This window comes from uncultured Luteimonas sp., assembly GCF_947492465.1.
Lineage (GTDB): Bacteria > Pseudomonadota > Gammaproteobacteria > Xanthomonadales > Xanthomonadaceae > Luteimonas.
Window position 1 is genome coordinate 515,070 of sequence record NZ_CANLNF010000003.1, and the last position, 21,688, is coordinate 536,757.

The following is a 21,688-nucleotide window of genomic DNA, read 5'->3' on the forward strand; positions in this document are numbered from 1 at the left end:
ACTGGCGCCGCGGCCGGCGTCGAGTCTGCGCGGCCAGGCGCCCGCAAACTGTGATGGGGTTTGCGAAAAGGGTCGCGCCCGCCGCGTTCGCGGCCGGCGCCCGGCGTGCGCGGCCGCGGCGGCTACTTGCCGATGCAGAAGGTGGAGAAGATCCGCCCCAGCAGTTCGTCGGGCAGGGTCCGGCCGGTGATTTCGCCGAGCGCGTCGTGGGCCAGGCGCAGCGCCTCGGCGGCGAGGTCGAGCTGGTCGTGCGCCAGCACCGCCGCGGCATCGACCAGCGCCTGCGCGGCCCGGCGCAGGGCGTCGACGTGGCGCGCGCGCGCGGTGAACGCGCCTTCGGCCGGCGTGTTGCCTTCGGCCGCCTCGCGCAGCCGCGCATGCAGCAGGTCCAGGCCGGCGCCGGTGCGGGCGGACACCGCGAGCGCGCCCTCGGTCAGCGCCGGCGCGTCCACCAGGTCGCACTTGTTGTGCACGACGATGCGCTGCGGCACGCCGACGATGTCGGCGGCCACCGCGCGCAGGCCGGCGCCGGGGTCGCGCGCGTCCAGCACCACCAGCGCCAGGTCGGCGCGGCGCAGTTCGGCGCGCGCGCGGCGCATGCCCTCGCGCTCGATCGCGTCGCCGTCCTCGCGCAGGCCGGCGGTGTCGACCAGGTTGAGTTCGAAGCCGTCGATGCGCAGCGTTTCGTGCAGCAGGTCGCGGGTGGTGCCGGCGATCTCGGTGACGATCGCACGCTCGCTGCCGGCCAGCGCGTTGAGCAGCGAGCTCTTGCCCGCGTTGGGCGGGCCGACGATCACCGCATGCAGGCCCTCGCGCAGCTTGCGCCCGCGCTCGGCGGCGGCCATCAGCGTGTCCAGCTGCGCGCGCGCTTCGGCCAGGCCCTTGCGCAGCGCGGAGCCGCCGAGCGTGTCGATCGGCTCGTCGGCGAAATCGATCGCCGCCTCCACGTGCACGCGCAGCGCCAGCAGGCGTTCGGCCAGCGCATCCACGCGCTGCGAGAACTCGCCGTCGAGCGCGCGCCGGGCGGCGCGCGCGGCACGCTCATCGCCGGCCGCGATCAGGTCGGCGACGGCCTCGGCCTGGGCCAGGTCGAGACGGCCGTTGAGATAGGCGCGCTCGCTGAACTCGCCCGGCCGCGCGATCCGCGCGCCCAGCGCGCAGCAGCGCGCGAGCAGCTGGCGCAGCACCGGCGCGCTGCCGTGCGCCTGCAGTTCGACCACGTCCTCGCCGGTGAAGCTGGCCGGCGCGGCGAAGGCCAGCGCGATGCCGTCGTCGAGCACGTCGCCGTCGCCGTCGCGGAACCGCACGTGGTGGGCATGCCGCGGGCGTAGCGCAAGCGCGCACAGCTGGCGCCCGATCGCCAGCGCGTCCGGGCCGGACAGCCGCACGATGCCGACGCCGCCCGCGCCCGCGGGCGTGGCGATCGCGGCGATGGTGTCGGAGGTATCGGCGGAACGGACGTTCATGGGACCTGCGGAATGAAGAAGCCCGCCGGGCGGCGGGCTTCGGGCATCGGCGCGTGCGTCAGGCCTTGGACGGCGCGGCGTCGCCGTACTTGCGCAGCATGTACCACTGCTGCAGCAGGCCCAGACCGCCGTTGGTGACCCAGTACAGCACCAGGCCGGCCGGGAAGAACACCATCATGACGCCGAACACCAGCGGCATCAGCTGCATCATGCGCTGCTGCATCGGGTCCATGCCGGTCATCGGCGAGAGCTTCTGCGTGGCCCACAACACCGCGATGTTGATCACCGGCAGGATGAACCAGGGATCGCGCGCGGTGAGGTCCTGGATCCAGCCGATCCACGGCGCGTGCCGCAGCTCCACCGACTCGAGCAGCACCCAGTACAGGGCGAAGAAGATCGGCATCTGCAGCAGCACCGGCAGGCAGCCGCCGACGGGATTGATCTTCTCCTTCTTGTACAGCTCCATCATGGCGACCTGGAACTTCTGCTTGTCGTCGCCGTAGCGCTCCTTGAGCTGCTGCATGCGCGGCTGGAACTTGCGCATCTTCGCCATCGACCTGTACTGCGCGGTCGCCAGCGGGAACAGCAGGATCTTGACCAGGACCACCAGGCCGACGATCGCCCAGCCCCAGTTGCCGAACAGGCCGTGCAGCTTCTCCAGCACCCAGAACAGGCCTTCGCCCAGCCAGGCCATGATCGAGAAGCGGCTGTAGTCGACCACGCGGTCCAGGCCTGGCACCTGCTGCGCTTTGATCTGGCCGACCAGCTTGGGCCCGACCCACAGGCGTGCGCTGTCGACCGCCTGCTGGCCCGGCGCGACCACCACCGGCGTGGTGGCCATCTCGCGGATCAGGTAGCGCGGCACGCCGCTGCTGGTATCGGTGTCGAGTGTGATCGCGTTCTTCGCGCCGCCGGCTTCGCCCGGCAGCCAGGCGCCGAAGAAGTGGTGCTGGACGAAGGCGATCCAGGTGTTGCTGTCGGTGGCGTTGATCGCGCCATCTTCGTAGTCGGTGAACCAGCGCCGCGCATAGCCGCCCTCGTCGCCGTACCAGGTCGCGCCGGTCAGGCTGAACGACTCGGGGTTGGTCATGCCGCGCTTGACGTCGGGCGAGCCGCGCAGCAGCTGGCGATAGGCGAAGCCCTGCCAGGGCTGGCTGCCGGTGTTGACCACCTCGTCGCGCACGGTGATGGCGTACTGCCCGCGCGCCAGCACGTAGCTGCGCCGGATCTCGACGCCGTCCGGGCCGCGCCAGACGAACGGCACCACCAGTTCGTCCTGTCCCGGCGCGAGGCTGAAGCTGCGCGCGTCGCCAGCCGGCACGAAGCCCTGCTCATGGTTGGGCGCCGGGCCGGCGGTGCTGACCCAGCCGCTCTGCGCCGCATAGAAGTGCTGTGGGGCGCTGTCGAACAGCAGCACCGGCGGGCTGGCCTCGTCGCGGGTCTGCGGGTAGGTCAGCAGTTCGGCGCGCAACACGCTGCCGCCGTCGATGACCAGGCGCAGCACGTCGGTCTCGACCTGCACCGCGCTGGCCCGCTGCGGCGTGGCGCTGCTTTCCGGCCCCGTGGCCGGGGCCTGCGGCACCGCGGGCGCGCCGGGCACGGTGGCTTGGCCGGCCGGCGGCGATACCGGGACCGCGCTGCCGCCCGCGGGCAGGGCCTGCGCGATCTCCTGGACCGGCGGCGCGGTCTGTTCCTTGTTCCATGCCATCCACAGCAGCACCGCCACCATCAGCCAGGCAACGATCAGGAAGGTGCGGGTCTGGTTCATCGGGCAGGCAGGCTCATTCGCCGGAAGGACGCGGCGCGGTGGGAGGAGGCGGGGATGCCGTGCGGGAATCCGCGGCGGGCATTGTGCCGTCCGGGGCCGGGTGCGGCAACGCACCGGCACGGCGCAGCAGGCTGGTCATGGCATCGCGCAGGGCGGTGGACGTCGCCGTAGCCGCCGGCGGCCGCGCCACGAATACGTACGCGCCCGCGGCGAGGCTGGCCCGGTCGTGTCGGAACGCGTCGCGCAGGATCCGCTTGATGCGGTTGCGGCCCACCGCGCGGCGATCGACCTTGCGCGAAACGGCCAGTCCCATGCGCGGCGCCTGTCCGTCGGCCAGCCAGTGCAGCGCCAGCATGGGCAGCGCCACGCGGCGGCCGTCGCGGAAGATGCGGTCGAAATCCGCGCTCGCGCGGACCCGCGCCTGTCTCGGGAAGCAGGCGTCGGTCATCGATCGGTGGGGCCCCGGGCCGTCATGCGACCCGGTGGCAGCAGCTCGTCGGCTCAGGCCGACAGGCGCTTGCGGCCCTTGGCACGGCGGCGGGCAAGGATCTTGCGGCCGTCGGCGGTCGCCATGCGGGCACGGAAGCCGTGGTCGCGCTTGCGCTTGAGGTTGCTGGGCTGGTAGGTGCGCTTGGTGGCCATGGCGTGTACTGACGTGCAGCGGGCGGAAAGAACCGGCAATTCTAGCGACGTGCCCCGTCGCCGGTCAAGTCCGCCCCGCTCGCCACCCGGCGCCGGCGGATGCGCCGGCCGGGGGCGGGTGGTAGTCTGCCCTCCCCTTTTCGACCTCGCCGACCGGCCGCAGCCGCGCGCCGGGCGCTCTCCTTTTCCACCACGACAGCGACGCGAACGTTTTATGGATGCCTGGCCCCGCTGCCTCGAACGCCTGGAAGCCGAACTGCCGGCCGAGGATGTGCACACCTGGCTCAAGCCGCTGCAGGCGCGCCGCCACGACAGCCGGACCGTGCTGTATGCGCCCAATGCATTCGTGCGCGACGAAGTGGAAAGCCGCTACCTGCAGCGCATCCGCGAGCTGCTGGCGCACTTCGCCGGCAGCGGCGACGTACAGCTGGAGATCGGCTCGCTGCCGCGTGCCGCGGCCGTTGCGGCGGCCGGTCCGGCGGCCAGCGCGCCGGCTGCCGCGACACCCGCGCCGATGGTGTCCTTCGCCGGCCACCTGGACAGCCACTACACCTTCGACAACTTCGTCGAGGGACGCAGCAACCAGCTCGGCCGCGCCGCCGCCTGGCAGGCCGCGCTCAAGCCCGGCGACCGCGCGCACAACCCGCTGCTGCTGTACGGCGGCACCGGCCTGGGCAAGACCCACCTGATGTTCGCCGCCGGCAACGCGATGCGCCAGGCCAATCCGGCCGCGCGCGTGCTGTACCTGCGCTCGGAGGAGTTCTACAGCGCGTTCTTCCGCTCGATCCAGGAGAAGACGTCCGACCAGTTCAAGCGCCAGTTCCGCCAGATCGACGCGCTGCTGATCGACGACATCCAGTTCTTTGCCGGCAAGGACCGCACCCAGGAAGAGTTCTTCCACACCTTCAACACGCTGTTCGACAGCCGCCAGCAGATCATCATGACCTGCGACCGCTATCCGCGCGAAGTCGAAGGCCTGGAGCCGCGGTTGAAGTCGCGCCTGGCCTGGGGCCTGTCGGTGGCGATCGATCCGCCCGACTTCGAGACGCGCGCGGCGATCGTGCTCGCCAAGTCGCGCGAGCGCGGCACGCTGGTGCCCGACGAGGTCGCCTTCCTGCTGGCCAAGAAGATGCACGGCAACGTCCGCGACCTCGAGGGCGCGCTCAATTCGCTGGCCGCGCGCGCCAACTTCACCGGGCGCACGATCACCGTCGAGTTCGCCCAGGAAACCCTGCGCGACCTGCTGCGTGCGCAGCAGCAGTCGATCGGCATCCCCAACATCCAGAAGGTCGTGGCCGACTACTACGGCCTGCAGATGAAGGACCTGCTGTCCAAGCGCAGGACCCGCTCGCTGGCCCGGCCGCGGCAGATGGCCATGGCCCTGGCCAAGGAGCTGACCGAGCACAGCCTGCCCGAGATCGGCGACGCCTTCGCCGGCCGCGACCACACCACCGTCCTGCACGCCTGCCGCCAGATCCGCAACCTGATGGAAACCGACGGCAAGCTGCGCGAGGACTGGGATAAACTCATCCGCAAGCTGTCCGAATAGACGGATGACGCACGCGCTCCGGCGCGGTTGGCAGGGAGCGAAAGACAAGCTCATCCGCAAGCTGTCCGAATAGTCGGATGACGCACGCGCTCCGGCGCGGTTGGCAGCGAGGGACAAGCTCATCCGCAAGCTGAGCGAGTAGACGGACCGTCCCGCCGGCGCCATGCGCCCGTGGTCGAAGGCGTTCCGTCCGCACCGCAAGGGGCCGTTCGCGGACCGTGCCGTGGCGGCGTGCGGCTGCCGGTCGGCAGCGCGCGTTTCCGGGCTTCGTGCGAGGCACGCGACGTAGTCCCGCCGGTCCGAAAGCAGCCCCGGCACACGTCCCTCCATCGCAGGAACTTGCGCCGGTCGCGGCCGACGCGCTGGCCGCGGTCGCCCCGCCCCACGCCCCCTGTCGCAGCCCAGGCCGCGCCGCGCTGCTGCCACACGACGTGCGCCTCTTCCACGGCATCCCGTACGCGCGCGCGCGGCCAGCGTGCTGGTGACCGGCGAGCACATTTTCCGGGGTTACAGCAGCACGATCGCTGCACGCGGATGGTCGACGGGCTGTTCGCCCTGCCGGGCGCGCACGATCCCCGGGTGCGATCCCTACGTCAACGCCGGGCCTGGCGTGATCGAGGCCGGCACCCGGGCCGGCATGTCGCAGGTCGACGGCACACCGACGGACATCCGTGCGCACGAGACTCCGCCCGCAACCTCGTGCTGATCGTCGGAGATGGCCGCATCCGCAGGCATTGCTCTGCCGCCCCGCCCGCCTGGGGGCTCGCTTGCCTGCGCTGGGGATCCTCCCGCGCCCGACCCCTCGCCACCCCTCCCACCGGCTCGCAGCGACCGCCTCCGACCTGTGCAGAAGCCGCCGCCCCGCGCCCTGAAACCTTCGCTACACTAGATGTTGTGGTGTCCGTGGACAGCAGGCGCACAAGCTGTGGACAAGCTCGAGGGGGACAAACCATCCACAGCTTGCTCCCCTCCGGCCATGTTGTTTGTCCACACCCGATGACCCCTGAAAAATCCAGCGAAAACAACAAGTTGTAGAGTTGTTCCCGTTGTGCAGGCCCCCCAGCACCACCGCTTTTTAAGTTCTTACCGTTTAAAAGCATTGCTACAGGAACCCAACGCATGCGTTTCAGCCTGCAACGCGAAGCCCTCCTGAAACCGCTCGCGCAAGTGGTCAACGTCGTCGAGCGGCGCCAGACCCTGCCGGTCCTGGCCAACCTGCTGACCCAGGTCTCGGGCGGCCAGCTGTCACTGACCGGCACCGACCTCGAGGTCGAGATGGTCTCGCGGGTCGCGGTCGACGACGCCCAGGACGGCGAGACCACGATCCCGGCGCGCAAGCTGTTCGACATCGTTCGCGCCCTCCCCGACGGCAGCAAGGTCACCCTCAGCCAGTCGGGCGACAAGATCACCGTGCAGGCGGGGCGCAGCCGCTTCACCCTGTCCAGCCTGCCGGCCAACGATTTCCCGTCGGTCGACGAGGTCGAGGCGACCGAGCGGGTCAGCGTGCCCGAGACCGCGCTCAAGGAGCTGATCGAGCGCACCGCCTTCGCGATGGCGCAGCAGGACGTGCGCTATTACCTCAACGGCCTGCTGTTCGACCTGGCCGACAAGCGCCTGCGCTGCGTCGCCACCGACGGTCACAGGCTGGCGCTGTGCGAAACCGGGCTTGAGGAGACGGTGCCGACCAAGCGCCAGATCATCGTGCCGCGCAAGGGCGTGCAGGAACTGCAGCGCCTGCTCGAGGGCGGCGACCGCGCCGTGGTGCTGGAAATGGGCCGCAACCACATCCGCATCAAGCGCGACGACGTGACCTTCACCAGCAAGCTGATCGACGGCCGCTTCCCGGACTACGAGGCGGTGATCCCGATCGGCGCCGATCGCGAGGTGCTGATCGACCGCGAAGCCCTGCGCGCCTCGCTGCAGCGTGCCGCGATCCTGTCCAACGAAAAGTACCGCGGCGTGCGGCTGGAGATGTCGCCCGGCCTGGTGCGGATCAATGCGCACAATCCCGAGCAGGAAGAGGCTCAGGAAGAGGTCGAGGCCGAGACCAAGGTCGACGGCCTGGCCGTGGGCTTCAACGTCAACTACCTGCTCGATGCCCTGTCCGCCCTGCGCGACGAACAGGTGGTGCTGCAGCTGCGCGACGCCAACTCGTCGGCCCTGGTCCGCGAGGCGTCCAGCGAGCGCTGCCGGCACGTGGTGATGCCGCTGCGCCTGTGATGCAGGCGGCAGTGTTCCACGTGGAACCTGCGCTTCGCCCGGCTTCGGCCGGGCGAAGTCGTTTCGTGGCAGGGCAAACCGCAGCCCGCTGCCGCCACCAACGTGGATGCTCGCGGTGCGGCTGATCCGCCTGGCTGTCTCGGGAGTGCGCAACCTGGAGCCGCTGGAGCTGAGCCCGGGTCCGCAGCTGAACCTGGTGCTGGGCGCCAACGGAGCCGGCAAGACCAGCCTGCTCGAGGCCATCCACCTGCTGGCCTACGGCCGCAGCTTCCGTGGCCGGGTGCGAGATGGCCTGGTCCGCACCGGCGCCGAGGCGCTGGAAGTCTTCGCCGAATGGGCCGAACCCAACGACGTGCGCCGGCGCGCGGGGCTCCGCCACGGCGGGCAGTCCTGGACCGGACGCCTCGACGGCGAATCGGTGCAGCAGCTCGGCGACCTGTGCGCAGCCCTGGCCGCCATCAGCTTCGAGCCGGGCAGCCATGCCCTGGTCACGGCCGGCGCGGAGGCGCGCCGGCGATACCTGGATTGGGGCTTGTTCCACGTGGAACACGGCGAGGACCGGTTCCACCCGCTGTGGCGGCGCTATGCCCGCGCCTTGAAGCAGCGCAACGCCCTGCTCAAGCAGCGTTCGCCCGCGGCGCAGCTCGATGCCTGGGATACGGAGCTGGCCGCCGCCGGGGAACAGCTGGACCAGCGCCGGCGCGAATATGTCGAACGCCTGCAGCCGCGCTTTGGCGCACTGTCGATCTCGCTGGCGCCGCAGCTCGGTGAGGGGTTGCTCGACTATCGCCCCGGCTGGCGCCGCGAGCAGCTGCCGTTGGCCGACGCGCTCCTGCTGGCGCGCGAACGCGACCAGGCGGCCGGCTTCACTTCGGTCGGCCCGCATCGCGCGGACTGGCGCGTGCTCCATGCCCAGCGCCCCGCCGGGGAGGCCCTGTCGCGCGGCCAGGCCAAGCTCACCGCGCTGGCCTGCCTGCTGGCGCAGGCGGAGGACTTCGCCGCCAGCCGCGGCCATTGGCCGGTGTTCCTGCTGGACGACCTCGCCTCGGAGCTGGACCAGGACCACCAGGGGCGTCTGCTCGATCGCCTGCGTGCCAGCGGCGCCCAGGTCTTCGTCACCGGAACCGAGGCCGGGCCGGTCCTGATGGGCGGGCAGGACTGGCCGCTGGCCGTGTTCCACGTGGAACACGGGCGGATCCGGGCCGCCTGAACCGGGGATCCCGGTGCTTCGCCGGGGCCGGGGCGCCCGGCCCAGCCCGCCGCCCCGGCGCGGTATAATTCGCGCTTCCGTTCCAATAACTAAAGTGTCGTGCAGCGCGGCCCCGAGCCGCGCCGCGGCGCGACGGTGGTGCGAATGACCGAAGAAACCCAGATCCCCGCGGCTGCCCCCAGCCAGGCCTACGATTCCAGCCGGATCACCGTGCTGCGCGGGCTTGAGGCCGTGCGCAAGCGGCCCGGCATGTACATCGGCGACGTCCACGACGGCACCGGCCTGCACCACATGGTGTTCGAGGTGGTCGACAACTCGATCGACGAGGCCCTGGCCGGCCACGCCGACGAGGTCGTGGTGACGATCCACGAGGACGGGTCGGTGTCGGTCTCGGACAACGGCCGCGGCATCCCGGTCGATATCCACAAGGAAGAAAACCGCTCGGCGGCCGAGGTGATCCTCACCGTGCTGCACGCCGGCGGCAAGTTCGACGACAACAGCTACAAGGTGTCCGGCGGCCTGCACGGCGTGGGCGTGTCGGTGGTCAACGCGCTGTCGTCCAAGCTGATGCTCGACATCTGGCGCGACGGCTTCCACCACCAGCAGGAGTACGCGCTCGGCGAGCCGGTGTATCCGCTGCGGCAGCTGGAGGCGTCCCCGCGCAAGGGCACCACGCTGCGCTTCTGGCCCTCGACCGAGACATTCAGCGACGTCGAGTTCCACTACGACATCCTGGCGCGGCGGCTGCGCGAGCTGTCCTTCCTCAACTCCGGGGTCAAGATCGTCCTGTCGGACGAGCGCGGCGAGGGCCGTCGCGACGTGTTCCAGTACGAAGGCGGCATCGCCAGCTTCGTCGAGCACCTGGCCCAGCTCAAGACCCCGCTGCACCCGAACGTGATCTCGGTGTCGGGCGAGCAGAACGGCATCACCGTCGAGGTGGCGCTGCAGTGGACCGACTCCTACCAGGAGACGATGTTCTGCTTCACCAACAACATCCCGCAGAAGGACGGCGGCACCCACCTGCAGGGCTTCCGCTCGGCGCTCACCCGCACCCTGACCCATTACATCGAGCAGAACGGCGTAGCCAAACAGGCCAAGGTCAGCTTCTCGGGTGACGACATGCGTGAGGGCCTGATCGCGGTGCTGTCGGTGAAGGTGCCCGACCCCAGCTTTTCCTCGCAGACCAAGGAAAAACTGGTCAGCTCCGACGTCAGGCCGGTCGTTGACAGCACGTTCGCTGCACGTTTGGAGGAGTTCCTGCAGGAACACCCCCACGAGGCGAAGGCCATCGCCGGCAAGATCGTCGACGCCGCGCGCGCCCGCGAGGCCGCGCGCAAGGCCCGCGACCTGACCCGCCGCAAGGGCGCGCTGGATATCGCCGGCCTCCCGGGCAAGCTCGCCGACTGCCAGGAGAAGGATCCGGCGCTGTCGGAACTGTTCATCGTCGAGGGCGACTCGGCCGGCGGCTCGGCCAAGCAGGGCCGCAACCGCAAGAACCAGGCAGTGCTGCCGCTGCGCGGCAAGATCCTCAACGTCGAGCGCGCGCGCTTCGACCGCATGCTGTCGTCGGCGGAGGTGGGCACCCTGATCACCGCGCTGGGCACCGGCATCGGCAAGGACGAGTACAACCCGGACAAGCTGCGCTACCACCGCATCATCATCATGACCGACGCGGACGTGGACGGCTCGCACATCCGCACCCTGCTGCTGACCTTCTTCTACCGGCAGATGCCCGAGCTGCTCGAGCGCGGCCACATCTACATCGGGCTGCCGCCGCTGTACAAGATCAAGCAGGGCAAGACCGAGCTCTACCTCAAGGACGACGCGGCGCTCGACGCCTACCTCGCAGGCAACGCGGTCGAGGGCGCGGCGCTGGTGCCGGCGACCGGCGAGCCGCCGATCGAGGGCGCGGCGCTGGAGAAGCTGCTGCTGGCCTATGCCGGCGCGCGCGAGGCGATCGCGCGCAATGCGCACCGCTACGATCCGCTGGTGCTCGAGGCCCTGATCGACTTCACCCCGCTCGATCCCGAAGCGCTCAGCGCCAACACCGACGAGCGTCATGAGCTCGATGTGCTGGAAACGCGCCTCAACCGCGAGGGGCTGGGCCGTCCGCGCTATGCGCTGGAATGGCAGCCGGCGCGCGAGGATCGTCCCGCGGCGCTGATCGCCAGGCGCCGGCACATGGGTGTGGAAGCGATCCAGGTGCTGCCGCTGTCGGCCTTCGAGGGTGGCGAGTTGCGCGCGCTCAAGGAGGCCGCGGCGCTGCTGCACGGCCTGGTGCGCGAAGGTGCGCAGATCCTGCGCGGCAACCGCGCGCAGGCGATCACCAGCTTCGCCCAGGCGCAGGCCTGGCTGCTGGAAGAGGCCAAGAAGGGTCGCCAGATCCAGCGCTTCAAGGGCCTGGGCGAGATGAACCCGGAGCAGTTGTGGGACACCACCGTCAATCCCGAGACCCGGCGCCTGCTGCAGGTGCGGATCGAGGACGCGGTGGCGGCCGACCAGATCTTCAGCACCCTGATGGGCGACGTGGTGGAACCGCGCCGCGCCTTCATCGAGGACAATGCGCTGAAGGTGTCCAACCTCGACATCTAGCGGCGGCCGTGCCGCCGCGCGGACCGTCCACGTCCGCCCGGCCATGCGCAAGGGACCCTGCGCAGCCTGCCCGCCGTCGGCCCGCCGCCGTCGCCGGGTTGACGAAAACTTAAGATGCCCGCCGCCACACTCGCGGCGAACCGCAGGGGTCCCCCACATGAGGCACACCATCGCAGCGCTGGTCATCGTCGCATCACTTGCGGCGTGTGCCACCACCACCTCGTCCACCGGGCGTACCCAGTACGTGGGCGGGGTCTCGCAGGCGCAGCTCAACCAGCTTGGCGCGCAGGCCTTCACCGAGGCCAAGCAGAAGGGGCCGCTCAGCAACGACGCGCGGCAGAACCGCTACGTGCGCTGCGTGGTCGACGCGCTGGTGCGGCAGCTGCCGGCCGACCAGCGCGCCTTCGCCTGGGAGAGCGCGGTCTTTGCCGAGAAGGAGCCCAACGCCTACGCGTTGCCGGGTGGCAAGGTGGGCATCAACACCGGCCTGTTTGCCGTGGCCAAGAACCAGGACCAGCTGGCGGCGGTGGTCGCCCACGAGATCGGCCACGTGGTCGAGCGCCATCATGACGAGCGCATCACCCGCCAGATGGGCGCCTCCGGTGCGGTCCAGCTGATCGGCGCGCTCGCCGGCGACTACGGCCAGCTGGCCACCCAGGGCGGCAGCATCCTGGCGCAGACCGGTTTCCTGCTGCCCGGCTCGCGCGCGCAGGAAACCGAGGCCGACGTGGTCGGCCAGCGGATGATGGCGCAGGCCGGCTTCGATCCGCGCGCGGCCGTCGCGCTGTGGCAGAACATGATCGGCGCCGGCGGCAACCGTCCGCCGCAGTGGCTGTCCACGCACCCGGATCCGCAGAGCCGGATCTCCGAACTGCAGGTGCGCGCCAACCAGCTGGTGCCGACCTGGGAACAGGCGCGCGCCGCCGGACGCCGTCCCAGCTGCGGCTGACCTCCCGCGGGGCTTCCCGCGCGACCCTTCTTCGCGACATCCTTTCCAGCCCTTGCGCCCCTGGCGCATGAATCAAGGTGAGACCCATGCCCAAGACGATCCTTCCGACCCGCCTGCTGACCGCGATGCTGGCCACCGGCCTGATGCTGGCCACCACCGCCGCGATGGCGCAGGGCACGACCCGTGCCGAGGAGCGCCGGGCCGAGCGCGCGAAGAAGAACGAAGCGCGTGGCGAGGCGGGCAAGTCCGAGCCGCGCTATCCCGACGCCACCCGCGAGGAGCCCGAGGCCAAGGCCTCGCGCTCGGCCGGCACGCGGCTCAACAAGCTGTCCGAGGCCTACGAGGCGCAGGACCTGGAGAAGACCCGGACCCTGGCCGACGAGATCATCGCCGACGAGAAATCGAACGGCTACGACAAGTCCATGGCCGCGCGCATCGCCGGCGCCGGCCTGATCGGGCATGACGACGCCAAGGCGCTGGACTACTTCCAACGTGCCCTGCAGTTCGACGGGCTCAAGAACGACGACCACTACGAGGTGATGAACATCGTCGCCCAGCTGCACGCGCAGGACGAGCGCTACGCCGAATCGCTCGCCACCATCGATCGCCTGCAGGCCGAGACGCGCACCCAGGATCCGGCCATCGCCGCGCTCAAGGGCAACGTGCTGCTGCGCCTGGAACGCTACCCCGAGGCGATCGCGGCGCTGCGCCCGCTGGTCGACTCGCCCGACGCCAAGCCCGAGTACCAGCAGCTGCTGATGGCGGCCTATGCCGAGTCTGGCCAGGGCGCCGAAGCGGCCAGGCTGGCCGAGCAGATCGCCGCCGCCACGCCCGACGACAAGCGCTCGCAGCTCAATCTCGTCGCCACCTACCTGCAGACCGACCAGTACGACAAGGCGGCGGCGGTGCTGGAGGCGCTGCGCGCCAGGGGCGAGCTCACCGAGGAGCGCGAATACCGCAACCTGATGGCCTCCTACCTGAGCATGGACGATGCCCAGGCCAAGGCCATCGAGATCATCAACGAGGGCCTGTCCAAGAACATCCTCAAGCCCGACTACCAGACCTACGTCGCCCTCGCGCAGGCCTATTATTTCGGCGAGCCGCAGCAGATCGACCAGGCCATCGGCGCCTACCAGAAAGCGGCGCCGCTGGCGCCGACCGGCGAGACCTGGCTCAACCTTTCCAAGCTCCTGGCCAACGAGGGACGGCTGGCGGAAGCCAAGCAGGCCGCCCAGTCGGCACTTGACAAGGGCGTCCGCAATCCGGACGAGGCCAAGCGCATTCTTGCCCGGAACAACTGAGCCTTCGTCACGTAGGAAACCGGTTGGTATCGCGCCCATGGATTGGTATAAGCTTGGAAATTCCCGTCGCCGAAAAGCCGGCAGCGGATACGACATGACCCCGGACGCGCGGCGTCCGGCCAGACTTGAGTTCAACGCATGACCGAACGCTTGCCGACCGCCGACAAGAAAGACGAAGACGAAGGTCTGGACTGGGCGCGAATCGCCGGATTCACCCTGGTGGTGGCGATCCACGCCGCGGCCCTGCTGCTGCTGCTGGCGCCCGCCACTCCGCCCCAGGCCGAACGGCCGGACGACGATGCCACCCGCGTGGTGATCATCGAGCCGCCGCCGCCGCCTCCGCCGCCTCCGCCGCCGCCGCCGGAACCGCCGAAGCCCACGCCGATCAAGGAGCTGGTGCCGCCGCAGCCTTCGCCGCTGCCGCCGCCGCCCGAAGAGCCGCCGGTGGTGTTCGACGAGCCGTCGCCGGTCGACACGCCCGCGCCGCCGCCGGCCCCGCCCGCGCCGCCGCAGGCGACGCCCGACATCGGTGCCAGCGTGGACATCTCCTCCAGGAACATGAACCCGCCGCAGTACCCGCCGTCCGCCCTGCGCGCCGGCATCCAGGGCACCGTGATCCTGGTCGTGGACGTCGACGCGAACGGCAACGTCACCAACGTGTCGGTGGAGAAGTCGAGCCGCAACCGCGACCTCGACCGCGCCGCGATGCAGGCCGCGCGCCGCTGGCGGTTCAACCCCTCGATCGTCAATGGCCAGCCGGCCGCCGGCCGCGTGCGCGTGCCGGTGGACTTCAACCTCGGCGGCTGATCGTCACGTAACACCTTCCGCGTTACACCGTTCCACTCCTACACTTCAACAACATTCAAAAAGGTAAGCGTCATGCTGCAGGAAACCACCGCCGCCCCATCGACCGGAGGCAACGCCGAAGCACTGACCCAGATGGGCTTCGCGAACCTGATCGAACACATGACAGTGGTCAACTGGATCGTGTTCATCGTGCTGATCCTCATGTCGGTGCTCTCGATCTACTGGATCATCTACAACTTCTTCAAGCACATCCGGCTGAAGAAGAATTCCGACCGTGTCATCGCCACGTTCTGGGAAACCCCGAACGCGCAGGACGCCATCCGCTACATGGAAGAGCAGCCGCGCAGCGAGCCGTTCTCCAAGGTCGCGCTCGATGCCGCCCAGGCCGCCGCGCACCACCAGCGCCATGACGCTTCGCGCCTGGCCGAATCGCTCAGCCGCTCCGAGTTCGTCGACCGGGCCCTGCGCCAGGCGGTGACCCGCGAATCGCTGGGCCTGGAAGCCGGCCTGACCGTGCTCGCCACCGTCGGTGCGACCGCACCGTTCGTGGGCCTGCTCGGTACGGTGTGGGGCATCTACAACGCCCTGATCCGCATCGGTGCCACCGGCCAGGCCGACATCGGCGCGGTCGCCGGTCCGGTGGGCGAGGCGCTGATCATGACGGCCATCGGTCTTGCGGTCGCGATCCCGGCGGTGCTGGGCTACAACTTCTTCGTCCGCCTCAACCGCGGCGTGAACAACAAGCTCGACACCTTCGCCCACGATCTGCACGACTTCTTCGCCACCGGCGCACGCGTCGGCGAAAATCGCTGATCGACTCAGACTGACGGAGATCCGACATGGCCTTCAGTTCAGGCGGTGACGGCGGCCACGACAACGTCAATGCCACGATCAACATCGTGCCGTTGGTGGACGTCATGCTGGTGCTGCTGATCATCTTCATGGTCACCGCGCCGCTGATGGCGCACAAGGTGAAGGTCGACCTGCCGCAGGCCAATCTCGACGAACGTCCCAGCGAGGCGCCTCCGGCGCCTCCGCTGACCGTCGCGATCACGTCCAACGGCGACCTCTACCTCAACGACCAGCCGGTGACGATGGACCTGCTCGACAGCACGCTGGCGGTGGAAGCGCAGAAGACGCCGCAGCCGGCCGTCAACGTGCGTGGCGATGCCACCACGCCGTACAGGACCGTCAACGAAGTGGTGACCCTTGCGCAGCAGAAGGGCATGCGCAAGGTGGGCTTCGTCTCGGCCCGCGAAAAGAACTGATCGGGAGAACGCACGATGGCTTTTTCATCCGGTGGTGGTGACGGCGCGCCGATGGCCGAAATCAACATCATCCCGCTGTGCGACATCATGCTGGTGCTGCTGATCATCTTCATGGTCACCGCGCCGCAGGTGTCCTACCCGATCGACATCGACCTGCCGCAGCGCTCGTTGAACCCGCCGGCCAATCCGCAGGATCCGCCCGAGCCGATCCGCCTGCGGATCGACGCCGGCGGCACCATCTACTGGAACGACAGCCCGACCCCGGTGTCGGCGCTGCGCGCCATGATGGATGCCGAGGTCCAGCGCGATGTCGCCAACCAGCCCACGCTGGAGATCGACATGAGCGAGGATGCGGAGTACGGCGTGCTGGCCAAGGTGCTCGCCTCGGCCAAGAACGCGCACATGCAGAAGATCGGTTTCGTCAAGAAGTAGCGCACGACCGTCCGGCGTCGCCTGCAGCGCGCCGGCCGCTTACCGCAACAGCTTCAACGCCGCCCACCGGGCGGCGTTTTTTTGTCCGGCGCCAGGCGCGCCCGCGGGTTCGGCCGGGCCGGGTGGGGTCGCGTCGCGCCAGATCTTCAACCTCGCGTCTCGCTGTCGGCGCGATCCGGAGCTGGTCGGTCGGCCGTGCCGGACTCTTCCGGCAGGTTTCCGGACAGCGCTGCCGGCCGCGCAGCGTTCCACGTGGACTCCGCCCTCCGTGCGGATGCGTGCGCCCGCTCGCGGCGCTTGCGGCGCGCCGCGGGCCGGCGTAGCGTCGGGGGCGCATCCATTCCGTCAGGAGGTGCGTCATGGCATTCGCCCACCAGGCCGGTCGCGGGACGCCCGCGATGGCCGAGATCAACATCATCCCGCTGTGCGACGTGCTGCTGGTGCTGCTGATCATCTTCATGGTCACCGCCCCGGCCCTGTCGCAGCAGGTCGACCTGACCCTGCCGCAGGCCGGCCCGGCGCCGGACGAAGTGCCGCCGCCTCCGGTGACGCTGCGGATCGCCGCATCCGGGCAGCTGTTCTGGAATGGCGAGGAGGCCGACCGCAGCCAGCTGCAGGCGCGGATGCAGGACGAGGCGCGACGGCGCAACCAGGCGATGCTGCAGATCGATGCCGCCGGCGACGCCGACTACCAGGCGGTCGTGCAGGTCCTGGCGGCGGCGGAGAACGCCGGCCTGCAGCGGATCGGCTTCCTGCGACAGTAAGCCGGCTCAGCCGGCGCCGTCGATGATGGCCAGGTAGCGCGAGACCGTGGTGGCGAGGCCCTCGTACAGGGCCTCGCCGATCAGGGCGTGGCCGATCGACACTTCCTCCACCTCGGGCACCGCGGCGAGAAAGGCGCCCAGGTTGGCCTGGCTGAGGTCGTGGCCGGCATTGACGCCGAGACCTGCCGCGCGGGCGGCCCGGGCAGTGTCCGCGAAGGCGGGCAGGGCCCCGGCGCCGCGGCCCGCGGCAAACGCTTCGGCCCAGGGGCCGGTATACAGCTCGATGCGATCGGCGCCGATCGCGGCCGCGTGCGCGACATCGCAGCTCGCGTCGGCAAACAGGCTGACCCGGCAGCCCAGCGTGCCGAGCCGGGCGACCAGCGGCCGCAGCGCATCGCCGTCGCGGGCAAAGTCGAAGCCGTGGTCGGAGGTGAGCTGCGCGTCGGCGTCGGGGACCAGGGTCGCCTGGGCCGGGCGCACCCGTTCGCACAGGGCCATGAAGCCGGCATAGCCTTCGCGCGGCGGGGCGAAGGGATTGCCCTCCAGGTTGAACTCGACGCCCCGTGCACGGCACAGGTCGGCCAGCGCCAGCACGTCGTCGTGGCGGGTGTGGCGGGCATCGGGGCGCGGGTGCACGGTGATGCCGTGCGCGCCGGCATCCAGGCAGGTGCGGGCGGCGCGCAGCATGTCGGGATCGCCGCCGCCGCGCGAATTGCGCAGCACCGCGATCTTGTTGAGGTTGACGCTGAGGCGGCAGCTCATGCGCCGCCGCGAACCGGACGCATCATGGCGCCTGCGGCTCGTCGGCGGTGGCCGGCGCGACGCCCGCGGCGGCCGCGCGGCGCGCTTCGGCCAGCTCGCGCAGGCGCTGCAGTTCGCGCGGGTCGAGCATCTGGCTGTCGTCGCGGCTCTGGGTATCGATCCGCTGCGACAGCAGTCCCAGGATCCACAGGCAAAGCAGCACCAGCGCCGCGACCAGGCAGATCGCCACCAGTGCCATGGACGAGGTCATGAAGGCGATCGCGAGCGCGGCGATCGCGAGCAACAGGAACAACCAGGGCATGGGCAGGCTCCGCTGCGGACGAGCCGCCAGTCTAACGCCAACCGTTGCGCCGGCATGCCGTTGGGCCATCCGCCGCGGCCGCTGGTCGCGGGCCGCCGCCCGCCCGCGACCAGCGCAGGGCAGTGGGCCGGGCTGTGGTGCAAGCGCTGCCGACGCCGGGGAGACCGCGCCCCGAGCCGGCGCGTCTAGAGCAGCGGCGACATCAACCGGGCGAGGGCCTCGGGCAGCCGCGCGCCGAGCAGGCCGCGATGGCGGCCCTGGCGCACGCGCGGGGCGCTGGCGAGTTCGACTTCGATCAGCTGCGCCAGCGCCGCGCCCAGCTGCGCGTCGTCGAACAGCACCGACACCTCGAAGTTGAGCCGGAAGCTGCGATGGTCGAAGTTGGCACTGCCGATCAGCACCGTGCTCTGGTCCACCAGCAGCGCCTTGGTGTGCAGCATGCGCGGCCCGTACTCGTAGACCTTGACCCCGGCCACCAGCAGCGGACCGAAGTAGGACCGCGCGGCCAGCGTCACCAGCCGCGAGTCGCTCATGCGCGGCACCAGCAGGCGCACGTCCAGCCCGGCCAGCGCGGCCGAGGTCAGCGACATCATCGCCGCCTCGCCCGGCACGAAATACGGCGTCACCAGCCAGACGCGCTCGCGGGCGCCGTGGATGGCGCCCACGTGGGCGCGGTGGATCGCCTCCCAGTGCGTGTCGGGACCGGAGGTGATCACCTGCGCGCAGACCTCGCCGCGCGGCAGGAGCGGGGTCTGCCGGACCACGTCGCCGATGAAGTCGCGCTCGCCGGTGGCGTAGGCCCAGTCCTCGACGAACACCAGCTGCAGCGCCCGCACCAGGTTGCCTTCCACGCGCAGGTGCAGGTCGCGGTAGGCGGCGGCATTGAGCCGGTCGTTCTGGTCGTCGGTGATGTTCATGCCGCCGGTGTAGCCGATGCGGCCGTCGATCACGACGATCTTGCGGTGGTTGCGCAGGTTGGTCCACGGCCGTTGCCAGATGCGGCCGAACCGGGTGGGGTGGAACCACGCCAGCTCGCCGCCGGCCTCGACCAGGCTGGCGAAGAAGCGCTGGCAGCGGGCCCCGCCCAGCGCATCGACCAGCAGCCGCACCTTGACCCCGGCACGGGCGCGTTCGACCAGCGCGTCGCGCAGCGCGGTCCCGCTCCCGTCCGGATGCCAGATGTAGTACTCGAGGTGGATGTGTTCGCGCGCGCGGGCGATGTCGGCGATGAGCGCGTCGTACTTGGCCGCGCCGTCCACCAGCAGGCGCACGTCGCTGGCGGTGGTCATCGGCAGGCCGGTGGCCGTGCGTACCATGCGCGCCAGCTCGGCCACCTCCTCGTTTTCCGCCAGCGCCTGCGCGGGCAGTTCGCCGCGCACGCGCGCCCGGCGCAGCCGCTGGCGTTCGATCTTCTGCGGGCCGAACACGTGGTAGACGAGGAAGCCCACGTACGGCAGCAGCGCCAGGCCCAGCAGCCAGCTCACGGTCGCCACCGGCTCGCGCTTCTGCAGGATGATCCAGCCGCCCAGCAGCAGCATGTACAGCGCCCAGCCCAGGGTCAGGTACAGGCGCAGGTGCGGCACCGAGGCGAGCGCGTCCCAGCCCTGGCGTAGGAGGTCGAGAATCGGCACGGCGCTTCCGTCGTCGCTGCGGCTGCGACGCCCGGAACTAGGCTAGCGGGATGCCGACGATGGCGGAAGCATGTGCAGGCCCGCGCGGCCACGGGACGCCAGCGCATGAAACCGCGCCAGGCCCGGCGCCAGCAGGCACAGGCGAAGCTATCCGTCATCCCTGCGCCCGCGTCGTGCCGGCGATCCAGCGCGCAGGGCGGCGGTGCGTTGCACCCGGTCCCAGTCTTCCATGCCGGGATGGCGCGGGCCCAGAGACCCAGGCTGCCGGCCCAGCGCCACCCGCCGCGCGTACCAACCGACGGCCGCCAGACCGGCGCCGGACAGGAGCAGCAGCGCCGGGATACCCGCGATCTCGAAGGCAGAATCGATGCGCGCGTGCGTCGTGCCATCGGGCAGCACACGGTAGCGGACCGCCAGCGCACCACCGATGGGCGGCGCCTTCGTTTCGTCCCTGGGCAAGCTGCCGACGACGCGAGCCCTCAGGCCGCCGGCACCGCGGTAGGCGACGACGGGCACCACGTTCGAGCTCACGTAACGCCCACCCAGGTCGCGGGTGCCGCCGGCACGACCCTGGTGTGCGACGACCACACCCGGCGTGTGCGTGCTTTCGCGGTAGAACTGCCACGCTGCCGCCGACAACAGCGTGCCGGCCGAGAGCGCCAGCGCACCCAGCACCATCCATCCCCATGCGAGCCGGTGCAGCGTGCGAGCCTCGTCGTTCACTTCATGCGTACGGTGACGCGACCGCCCTGCACCGGCAACTCGAAAGCGATGCGGTCGAAGCCGGGGCGCGAGAACACGGTGGGGTTGTTGGAGAACCCGTAATCGTCCCTGGGGATGCCAAGGGGCCCGACGTCGAACCTGCGGTTGCCGTCCTTGTCGTGCAGCACCATCACCCCGTAGCGGCCCGCCTTCAGGCCGTCGAAGCGCACCTGCAGCCGGTCGCTGCCGTCGGGGTAGGCACGCTGCATCCGCAGTGCATCGCGCTGGTGGTCCCAGGCCTCCGCGGAATCGTAGAGAAAGACCGTCAACCTTCCGGTCTGGGCGCCGACGCGCTCGATGTCCACGACCAGTTCGACCGCGAACGCGGGCACGGCCACCGCGGTGGCGAGCAGGGGCGCGAGCAGCAGCGGCCGCAGGCGGCGCGATGGATCCATGGAGGGGCTCCGACAGTGGGGAAGGTGAGTCAGGCGGGCACGATCCGTGCGCCGCGGGGTGGCGACGCCATGCGGTAGCGTCGGTCCAGCCAGAGCCGCGCCGCCACGGCCAGCAGCACCGGTCCGAACCAGGCCAGGTAGAACCACACCGGCCCCTGCAGCGCCGGGACCAGCCGCGGCAGGCCGATCGACAGGAACGCGACATGGGTGGCGGCGCCATTGGCGACCATCGCGCCGTAGTGTTCCTGCAGCCACCAGCGCGGAAGGGTCGGGATGATCCGCCGGCGGCGCAGCATGTCCACGCCGGTGAGGATCCCGACGAGCGAGAATCCGGCGAGCAGCGGCTGGCCGCGATCCAGGCCCAGCCACAGCACCGCCAGCCCGGCCAGCGGGTTGGCCATCGCCAGGGCGAGGTAGGTCGGGCCCAGATAGCGTGCCGGATGCGGCCGGTCGCGGATCGCGCGCCACGACAGCCACACCGAGGTGCCCACCAGGAGCAGCAGGTAGCCCAGGAAGGCTGCGCCGGCCAGTTGCCCGGCGGCCAGGCGTGCGAGCGTGAGCGGAACGCCGCTCGCCACCACCAGCACCATGGCCAGCAGGTAGACGCGGCCGCACAGCCGGTGGGGCCCGCTGCCCTTGCGCAACATCGCCGACAGCCAGAACGTGCCCAGCGCGAAGGTGCCGGCGGCGACGTGCATGACGACGAAGCTGGTGGAACCGGTCATGGCGGCACCTCTGCGGCGGGACGGCCAGCATGCTGTGCGCGGGGCCGCGGCCGCAGTGCCGGGTGTCATCGATCCGGGGTGCCGGAAGTCACTTTCTGCGGGCGTGTCGTTGCCGTGCGGCGCCGCGGGCCGCAGGATGGCCGT

General features: G+C 70.4%; 21 protein-coding genes. 11 read left to right on the forward strand and 10 right to left on the reverse strand.

Translation table 11 applies throughout. The features are described 5' to 3' along the window. Positions 1-122: 122 nt before the first annotated feature. The 4 genes from mnmE to rpmH are packed head-to-tail and all read right to left on the reverse strand — an operon-like array spanning position 123 to position 3,876. Positions 123-1,466 carry a tRNA uridine-5-carboxymethylaminomethyl(34) synthesis GTPase MnmE gene (gene mnmE / locus Q0863_RS10290; protein ID WP_298577757.1) on the reverse strand — a complete coding sequence of 448 codons (1,344 nt, stop codon included), beginning with the start codon at positions 1,464-1,466 and terminating at the stop codon, positions 123-125. 58 nt (positions 1,467-1,524) lie between these two features. After that, on the reverse strand, positions 1,525-3,234 hold the full coding sequence (yidC, locus tag Q0863_RS10295; protein WP_298577758.1) for a membrane protein insertase YidC: 1,710 nt from the start codon (positions 3,232-3,234) through the stop codon (positions 1,525-1,527). Between the two features lie 13 nt (positions 3,235-3,247). Continuing rightward, positions 3,248-3,682, reverse strand: a complete 435-nt coding sequence (gene rnpA, locus Q0863_RS10300; RefSeq protein ID WP_298577759.1) for a ribonuclease P protein component — start codon at positions 3,680-3,682, stop codon at positions 3,248-3,250. 53 nt (positions 3,683-3,735) lie between these two features. Continuing rightward, positions 3,736-3,876, reverse strand: a complete 141-nt coding sequence (gene rpmH / locus Q0863_RS10305; RefSeq protein WP_027070414.1) for a 50S ribosomal protein L34 — start codon at positions 3,874-3,876, stop codon at positions 3,736-3,738. A 214-nt stretch (positions 3,877-4,090) separates the two neighbouring features. Between rpmH and dnaA the strand changes: the two genes are divergently transcribed. The 11 genes from dnaA (at position 4,091) to Q0863_RS10360 (ending at position 16,968) form a co-directional block, all read left to right on the forward strand. Further along, positions 4,091-5,425, forward strand: coding sequence for a chromosomal replication initiator protein DnaA (dnaA, locus tag Q0863_RS10310; protein WP_298577760.1), 1,335 nt, complete (start codon positions 4,091-4,093; stop codon positions 5,423-5,425). 1,119 nt (positions 5,426-6,544) lie between these two features. Beyond that, on the forward strand, positions 6,545-7,645 hold the full coding sequence (gene dnaN, locus Q0863_RS10315; RefSeq protein WP_298577761.1) for a DNA polymerase III subunit beta: 1,101 nt from the start codon (positions 6,545-6,547) through the stop codon (positions 7,643-7,645). 115 nt (positions 7,646-7,760) lie between these two features. Further along, positions 7,761-8,855 (forward strand): DNA replication/repair protein RecF, encoded by a 1,095-nt coding sequence (gene recF / locus Q0863_RS10320; RefSeq protein WP_298577762.1) that lies wholly within the window; start codon positions 7,761-7,763, stop codon positions 8,853-8,855. 144 nt (positions 8,856-8,999) lie between these two features. Then, complete coding sequence (gene gyrB, locus Q0863_RS10325) at positions 9,000-11,447, forward strand: DNA topoisomerase (ATP-hydrolyzing) subunit B (protein WP_298577764.1); 2,448 nt, start codon at positions 9,000-9,002, stop codon at positions 11,445-11,447. A 157-nt stretch (positions 11,448-11,604) separates the two neighbouring features. After that, positions 11,605-12,396, forward strand: a complete 792-nt coding sequence (locus Q0863_RS10330) for a M48 family metallopeptidase (RefSeq protein ID WP_298577766.1) — start codon at positions 11,605-11,607, stop codon at positions 12,394-12,396. An 86-nt stretch (positions 12,397-12,482) separates the two neighbouring features. Beyond that, the gene (locus Q0863_RS10335) at positions 12,483-13,697 is read left to right on the forward strand and encodes a tetratricopeptide repeat protein (protein ID WP_298577767.1); all 1,215 of its coding nucleotides are present in this window, start codon (positions 12,483-12,485) and stop codon (positions 13,695-13,697) included. Positions 13,698-13,835: 138 nt separating this feature from the next. Then, on the forward strand, positions 13,836-14,504 hold the full coding sequence (locus Q0863_RS10340) for an energy transducer TonB (protein WP_298577768.1): 669 nt from the start codon (positions 13,836-13,838) through the stop codon (positions 14,502-14,504). Positions 14,505-14,576: 72 nt separating this feature from the next. Then, positions 14,577-15,317: a MotA/TolQ/ExbB proton channel family protein gene (locus tag Q0863_RS10345; protein ID WP_298577769.1), complete on the forward strand. Its 741-nt coding sequence runs from the start codon at positions 14,577-14,579 to the stop codon at positions 15,315-15,317. Positions 15,318-15,343: 26 nt separating this feature from the next. Continuing rightward, on the forward strand, positions 15,344-15,772 hold the full coding sequence (locus tag Q0863_RS10350; RefSeq protein WP_298577770.1) for a biopolymer transporter ExbD: 429 nt from the start codon (positions 15,344-15,346) through the stop codon (positions 15,770-15,772). Between the two features lie 15 nt (positions 15,773-15,787). Beyond that, entirely contained in the window at positions 15,788-16,204 is a 417-nt protein-coding gene (locus tag Q0863_RS10355) for a biopolymer transporter ExbD (RefSeq protein ID WP_298577772.1), read from the forward strand. A gap of 359 nt (positions 16,205-16,563) precedes the next feature. Then, on the forward strand, positions 16,564-16,968 hold the full coding sequence (locus Q0863_RS10360) for a biopolymer transporter ExbD (protein ID WP_298577773.1): 405 nt from the start codon (positions 16,564-16,566) through the stop codon (positions 16,966-16,968). Between the two features lie 6 nt (positions 16,969-16,974). Here the strand turns inward: Q0863_RS10360 and Q0863_RS10365 are convergent, their stop codons facing one another. The 6 genes from Q0863_RS10365 to Q0863_RS10390 form a co-directional block, all read right to left on the reverse strand. Further along, positions 16,975-17,730 carry a pyridoxine 5'-phosphate synthase gene (locus tag Q0863_RS10365; protein ID WP_298577774.1) on the reverse strand — a complete coding sequence of 252 codons (756 nt, stop codon included), beginning with the start codon at positions 17,728-17,730 and terminating at the stop codon, positions 16,975-16,977. A 22-nt stretch (positions 17,731-17,752) separates the two neighbouring features. Beyond that, positions 17,753-18,031, reverse strand: coding sequence for a hypothetical protein (locus Q0863_RS10370; protein ID WP_298577775.1), 279 nt, complete (start codon positions 18,029-18,031; stop codon positions 17,753-17,755). Between the two features lie 185 nt (positions 18,032-18,216). Next, entirely contained in the window at positions 18,217-19,656 is a 1,440-nt protein-coding gene (cls, locus tag Q0863_RS10375; protein ID WP_298577814.1) for a cardiolipin synthase, read from the reverse strand. Between the two features lie 153 nt (positions 19,657-19,809). After that, complete coding sequence (locus Q0863_RS10380; RefSeq protein ID WP_298577776.1) at positions 19,810-20,385, reverse strand: hypothetical protein; 576 nt, start codon at positions 20,383-20,385, stop codon at positions 19,810-19,812. Further along, positions 20,382-20,819 carry a DUF2141 domain-containing protein gene (locus Q0863_RS10385; RefSeq protein ID WP_298577777.1) on the reverse strand — a complete coding sequence of 146 codons (438 nt, stop codon included), beginning with the start codon at positions 20,817-20,819 and terminating at the stop codon, positions 20,382-20,384. Before Q0863_RS10385 ends, Q0863_RS10380 begins: the two co-directional genes overlap by 4 nt. Positions 20,820-20,848: 29 nt before the next feature. Then, the gene (locus Q0863_RS10390) at positions 20,849-21,544 is read right to left on the reverse strand and encodes a hypothetical protein (RefSeq protein WP_298577778.1); all 696 of its coding nucleotides are present in this window, start codon (positions 21,542-21,544) and stop codon (positions 20,849-20,851) included. Positions 21,545-21,688 lie beyond the last annotated feature (144 nt).

Bases quoted from the DNA above. Each gene is read 5' to 3' on its own strand.
- mnmE (WP_298577757.1), bottom strand. From the start codon at position 1,466: ATGAACGTCCGTTCCGCCGATACCTCCGACACCATCGCCGCGATCGCC.
- yidC (WP_298577758.1), bottom strand. From the start codon at position 3,234: ATGAACCAGACCCGCACCTTCCTGATCGTTGCCTGGCTGATGGTGGCG.
- rnpA (WP_298577759.1), bottom strand. From the start codon at position 3,682: ATGACCGACGCCTGCTTCCCGAGACAGGCGCGGGTCCGCGCGAGCGCG.
- rpmH (WP_027070414.1), bottom strand. From the start codon at position 3,876: ATGGCCACCAAGCGCACCTACCAGCCCAGCAACCTCAAGCGCAAGCGC.
- dnaA (WP_298577760.1), top strand. From the start codon at position 4,091: ATGGATGCCTGGCCCCGCTGCCTCGAACGCCTGGAAGCCGAACTGCCG.
- dnaN (WP_298577761.1), top strand. From the start codon at position 6,545: ATGCGTTTCAGCCTGCAACGCGAAGCCCTCCTGAAACCGCTCGCGCAA.
- gyrB (WP_298577764.1), top strand. From the start codon at position 9,000: ATGACCGAAGAAACCCAGATCCCCGCGGCTGCCCCCAGCCAGGCCTAC.
- Q0863_RS10330 (WP_298577766.1), top strand. From the start codon at position 11,605: ATGAGGCACACCATCGCAGCGCTGGTCATCGTCGCATCACTTGCGGCG.
- Q0863_RS10335 (WP_298577767.1), top strand. From the start codon at position 12,483: ATGCCCAAGACGATCCTTCCGACCCGCCTGCTGACCGCGATGCTGGCC.
- Q0863_RS10340 (WP_298577768.1), top strand. From the start codon at position 13,836: ATGACCGAACGCTTGCCGACCGCCGACAAGAAAGACGAAGACGAAGGT.
- Q0863_RS10345 (WP_298577769.1), top strand. From the start codon at position 14,577: ATGCTGCAGGAAACCACCGCCGCCCCATCGACCGGAGGCAACGCCGAA.
- Q0863_RS10350 (WP_298577770.1), top strand. From the start codon at position 15,344: ATGGCCTTCAGTTCAGGCGGTGACGGCGGCCACGACAACGTCAATGCC.
- Q0863_RS10355 (WP_298577772.1), top strand. From the start codon at position 15,788: ATGGCTTTTTCATCCGGTGGTGGTGACGGCGCGCCGATGGCCGAAATC.
- Q0863_RS10360 (WP_298577773.1), top strand. From the start codon at position 16,564: ATGGCATTCGCCCACCAGGCCGGTCGCGGGACGCCCGCGATGGCCGAG.
- Q0863_RS10365 (WP_298577774.1), bottom strand. From the start codon at position 17,730: ATGAGCTGCCGCCTCAGCGTCAACCTCAACAAGATCGCGGTGCTGCGC.
- Q0863_RS10370 (WP_298577775.1), bottom strand. From the start codon at position 18,031: ATGCCCTGGTTGTTCCTGTTGCTCGCGATCGCCGCGCTCGCGATCGCC.
- Q0863_RS10385 (WP_298577777.1), bottom strand. From the start codon at position 20,819: ATGGATCCATCGCGCCGCCTGCGGCCGCTGCTGCTCGCGCCCCTGCTC.
- Q0863_RS10390 (WP_298577778.1), bottom strand. From the start codon at position 21,544: ATGACCGGTTCCACCAGCTTCGTCGTCATGCACGTCGCCGCCGGCACC.